The sequence below is a fragment of the Sporomusa sp. genome (assembly GCF_057736855.1).
This window is the reverse complement of record NZ_JBYKYF010000291.1, coordinates 1-3867: the sequence shown is the minus strand read 5'-3', so window position 1 is coordinate 3867 and position 3867 is coordinate 1. Positions and strand designations below refer to the sequence as shown.

Here is a 3867-nt window from a genome sequence, read left to right as displayed (position 1 = left end):
CAGTCGTGGTGGTGAGGTGGTTTGCACTCATCATCGTGATGTGGCTTGCAGTCGTAGTGGTGAGGTGGTTTGCACTCATCATCATAATGTGATTTTGAATCGCAGCATACCTTTTTCGTAGGGATACAATTGCTATCAAAAAGTTCTTCATCCTTGGACTTTAGGTCTGATTGGTGAGCATGCTTAGATATATGCGAAAACTTAACTTTGCATAATTTCAAAAGTATTATTGCATCGAGACTTCTTGGACTAGTAACTGCAGTTTCACAAAGGCTAATTTTGGCCCTTAGAAATGTCTTAAAACATTCACGCGCAGCTGGATGATACAGCAACCCCTTAAAGGGTATTTCAGTGCGCAAAAAATGTATATGTTGGGAGTGGTCAGAAGTACAGGCCACGTATTCTACACATATATCTACATGCCCAGCAAAGAATACCTTTTTTCGCATAGTTAGTGTTTTATCGATTATTGGTGTTGAACAGATGCGAAGAATGGAGTGGATATCAGGTTTGTGTTTGGGTATTGTGAGAGTTCGGTTTACGGAAACTTGAGTACGTCCCATATTAAATTTCCTCCTATCTCAGTGATAAAGCAGGTAATTTAATTGACTGTATACTATAAGGGGCGTATTTTTGTAACTAGTACCTGCTAAGTAGTGTAATGTCTAGAGCCGCTTGTTGACGCATTGTTAAGGGCAGTAATTATCTGGTTCTTCAAATACCGGGCAGATAAATATAATTGTGGTTACTGCTAGACCTCTACAGTCCAAGCAGCGAACCGATATGTCTTCTATTGCTGCGCATATTTGAATCACTTCATTTTTAATAGATCCTAGCAATATCATACTGCAAAAGGGAATCTCAAATTGGGCACAATGAACGGTTTGACAGGGGTCATCGGCAGTAAAGGTAACTTTGATCTGTTTTTTCCCTTCGACAACAACTTTTTTTCCGATAGGATTGCAAATAACTTTAGAGGATAAAATAATGACATTTACACATACTTCCAATATATCGCGAATATTTGGATAGGGTTGTGGTATATATAATTTATCAGTTTCACAGAACTCAGTGAAAGGATGTCGGGGAGGACATTTGGGAAACTGTGATGCAGGCGTAATACCTGAAACGTCTATATATTTATGATTCATAAGCTTTCCTCCTTATCTAGAAGCTGTCACATATCTTCTTTTTACTACTATTTTATGGCTTTAGGTGTACTTCTGTTACTATAACTCTATATTTATTAAAATTATTATGTTTGGTAGAAATAGTTGAACAGGTATTAAATTAATACAAAAACCCCGGAATAAATCCGGGGATCGGTGTAATTTAAGGGGTGACACCGGTATCAACCAGTTAAGCAATCACGTTGCGGACCAATGGATGAAATATCTTCCCAATTAATTAAGACGATATTACCTATTTCATACAGAGGGTATGTGTTATCTACCGAGCTGCGAATTCCATTAACGATTGCTGGCGAGTCAACCGGAGTTTCATCACAGCAAATTTGTCCAGGACGGCATGATAATTCCAACCGGATAAAGTTAACGGGCCCGTCGTATGAACGTGGGGGAGAGACATTTTCCTGGCTAACCTCAGTATTGGGAGGAGTGCTACGTCCACAGCCCCAGTCTAGAACCGTCCCTTGATACACGGTTCCACACCGTGTTACTATTGTTATTGGTATATTTTGCATTAGGCAACTAAGGTCTAATCCTCTTTCTTGCATTTCAGCTGACATACTTAATCACTCCTTTACTCTTTCAACCTTATTAGAGAGGTTATAAATTGATGCAAGCTGCCAACATAGTCTTAAAACAAAAACCCCGGTTACGGGGTTTTTGTCTTATTGCAAAGCAAGCGAGTTAACTGCTTAGGCTGGGGTTAAACAAGAACGACTTGGGCCAATGGCAGCAATTTCGTCAATGCTAATCAATACAGTATCATCTGGTAAGAAGAGGGACGGAGTTCCACCACCGCTACCTGCGATAGGAGTAACAAAGGAGAAACCGGCCGCACCAGTTGCTGATGGATCAGTTGGGCAGCAGATATTACCAGGCTGGCAATCGAGTCTCAGGCAGATAAATTTGGGCTCATTGTCGCATTTAACTTCAAGTTCAATTTCCTGTTTATCTTTTTTATCTTCATCTTTGCAGTGGTCTTTTTTGTAGTCATCTTTGGAATCTTTTTTATCATGCTTGTCGTAATCGTAGTCAACAGTCATAGCAGGGAAAACAATAGGGCAACCATATTGTGCACGGGTATGCTCATCGTCTACAACAGTACCTTGGAATACTAACCCGCAGCAGGTTACAACAGTGATAGATACATTTCCTAATACGCAATCGAGGTTAAAACCTTTTGCTTTTGCTTTTTTACTACCAAATGACATAAATGACTCGCTCCTTTTTAAAATTGGTTTTTGGCTTTTCGCCTAGTATATACTATGCAACCTTATAGTAAAGTGTTTATGAAAATTAAATAATTTTTTATTAGGATTTATCAGGTTGCACAGTGTAATATATGCATTATCTTCGCAGTTGCGATTTTGTCCATCACGCAATTTTATGGGAACAATAATAAGTACAAATGTATATAAATGAAAACCGAAAAGAAGCTACTCCTTTTGCATTAGGAGTAGCTTCTTTTCACATTTAAATGTTCACGGGAATAAAGTAATGATATATAGCTTTGGGAGGTTGTACAATGACGGAGTATGCCAAGCAATCTTATGTACCGATAACAATTAGCCTTTGTATGATCGTAAAAAATGAGGAAGCTACGATTGAGCGTTGTTTGCAATCGGTTTGTCAAGCAGTTGACGAGATAATCATAGTGGACACAGGTTCAACGGATAAAACCAAAGAATTGGCAAGCCGATTTACTAATAAAATTTATGACTTTGAATGGATTGACGATTTTGCTGCAGCTCGTAATTATTCATTTAGTAAAGCTACACAGGAATATATTCTTTGGATGGATGCTGATGATGTTTTCCTAAATCAAGATCTCCAGCAATTACTGGAATTAAAGGCAACGCTGAGCCGGGATTTTGATGTGGTCAGTATGCTTTATAACTTAACTTTTGATCAATTTGGCAAGGTAATTACTCAACTTCGCAGGTGCCGGTTAGTTAAACGAGAAAAAAATTTCCGCTGGATTGGAGCCGTTCATGAATATTTAGATGCGAGCGGTACTCATTTACAAACGTCTATTGCTGTAACTCACCAACCTTTAAGCCATGATAATGATCGAAACCTTAAAATTTATGAGCGAAGGCTGGAAAAAGGTGAAGTTTTTTCACCCCGGGATTTATACTATTTTGCTAATGAACTAAGAGACCATAAACGTTACCATCAGGCAATTGAGTATTACCAAAAGTTTCTGGCAACTAATCAAGGCTGGGTAGAGGACAATATTGGTGCATGTGCTCGATTGGCTGATTGCTATTACCAACTTAATGACATAGAAAATGAGCTTAAGGCTATATACCAATCTTTCGAATATGATATTCCCAGGGCTGATTTCTGTTGTCGGCTTGGTTTTTATCATCTTAATAAGGATCAATTAAAGCAGGCTATTTTTTGGTATAAGCTTGCTACCAAATTAAATATTGAAAACTCGTCATGGGGATTAGTAAATTATCGGTGTACAACCTGGTTGCCTCATATTCAATTGTGCGTATGTTATTCACGTCTTGGGCAATATAAATTAGCTTACGAGCATAATGAACAAGCGGCAAAATATATTCCTGACGACCCGGTAATTGAGTACAACCGAAAAATTTTGCAGGAGTATCTGAGTAATGAGGGTGCGTTAGAATGTAATAAAAGGGTAGGAGAGTGAATCTCGCTACCCTTT

5 protein-coding genes are annotated in these 3867 nt (G+C 38.5%); 1 reads left to right on the top strand and 4 read right to left on the bottom strand.

The features are described 5' to 3' along the window. From AC29Z1_RS14865 to AC29Z1_RS14850, 4 genes are all read right to left on the bottom strand, one after another. On the bottom strand, positions 1-563 hold a 563-nt coding region (locus AC29Z1_RS14865), incomplete at its 3' end, for a DUF3794 domain-containing protein (RefSeq protein ID WP_488272238.1). A 126-nt stretch (positions 564-689) separates the two neighbouring features. After that, the gene (locus tag AC29Z1_RS14860; protein ID WP_488272237.1) at positions 690-1151 is read right to left on the bottom strand and encodes a DUF3794 domain-containing protein; all 462 of its coding nucleotides are present in this window, start codon (positions 1149-1151) and stop codon (positions 690-692) included. Between the two features lie 200 nt (positions 1152-1351). Continuing rightward, on the bottom strand, positions 1352-1747 hold the full coding sequence (locus tag AC29Z1_RS14855) for a hypothetical protein (protein ID WP_488272236.1): 396 nt from the start codon (positions 1745-1747) through the stop codon (positions 1352-1354). A gap of 132 nt (positions 1748-1879) precedes the next feature. Continuing rightward, positions 1880-2398 carry a hypothetical protein gene (locus AC29Z1_RS14850; RefSeq protein ID WP_488272235.1) on the bottom strand — a complete coding sequence of 173 codons (519 nt, stop codon included), beginning with the start codon at positions 2396-2398 and terminating at the stop codon, positions 1880-1882. Between the two features lie 314 nt (positions 2399-2712). Here AC29Z1_RS14850 and AC29Z1_RS14845 point away from each other — a divergent pair, with 314 nt between their 5' ends. Beyond that, entirely contained in the window at positions 2713-3852 is a 1140-nt protein-coding gene (locus tag AC29Z1_RS14845) for a glycosyltransferase (protein WP_488272234.1), read from the top strand. Positions 3853-3867 lie beyond the last annotated feature (15 nt).

Excerpts from the sequence above, each read along its gene's own strand:
- AC29Z1_RS14860 (WP_488272237.1), bottom strand. The coding sequence starts at position 1,151 with ATGAATCATAAATATATAGACGTTTCAGGTATTACGCCTGCATCACAG.
- AC29Z1_RS14855 (WP_488272236.1), bottom strand. The coding sequence starts at position 1,747 with ATGTCAGCTGAAATGCAAGAAAGAGGATTAGACCTTAGTTGCCTAATG.
- AC29Z1_RS14850 (WP_488272235.1), bottom strand. The coding sequence starts at position 2,398 with ATGTCATTTGGTAGTAAAAAAGCAAAAGCAAAAGGTTTTAACCTCGAT.
- AC29Z1_RS14845 (WP_488272234.1), top strand. The coding sequence starts at position 2,713 with ATGACGGAGTATGCCAAGCAATCTTATGTACCGATAACAATTAGCCTT.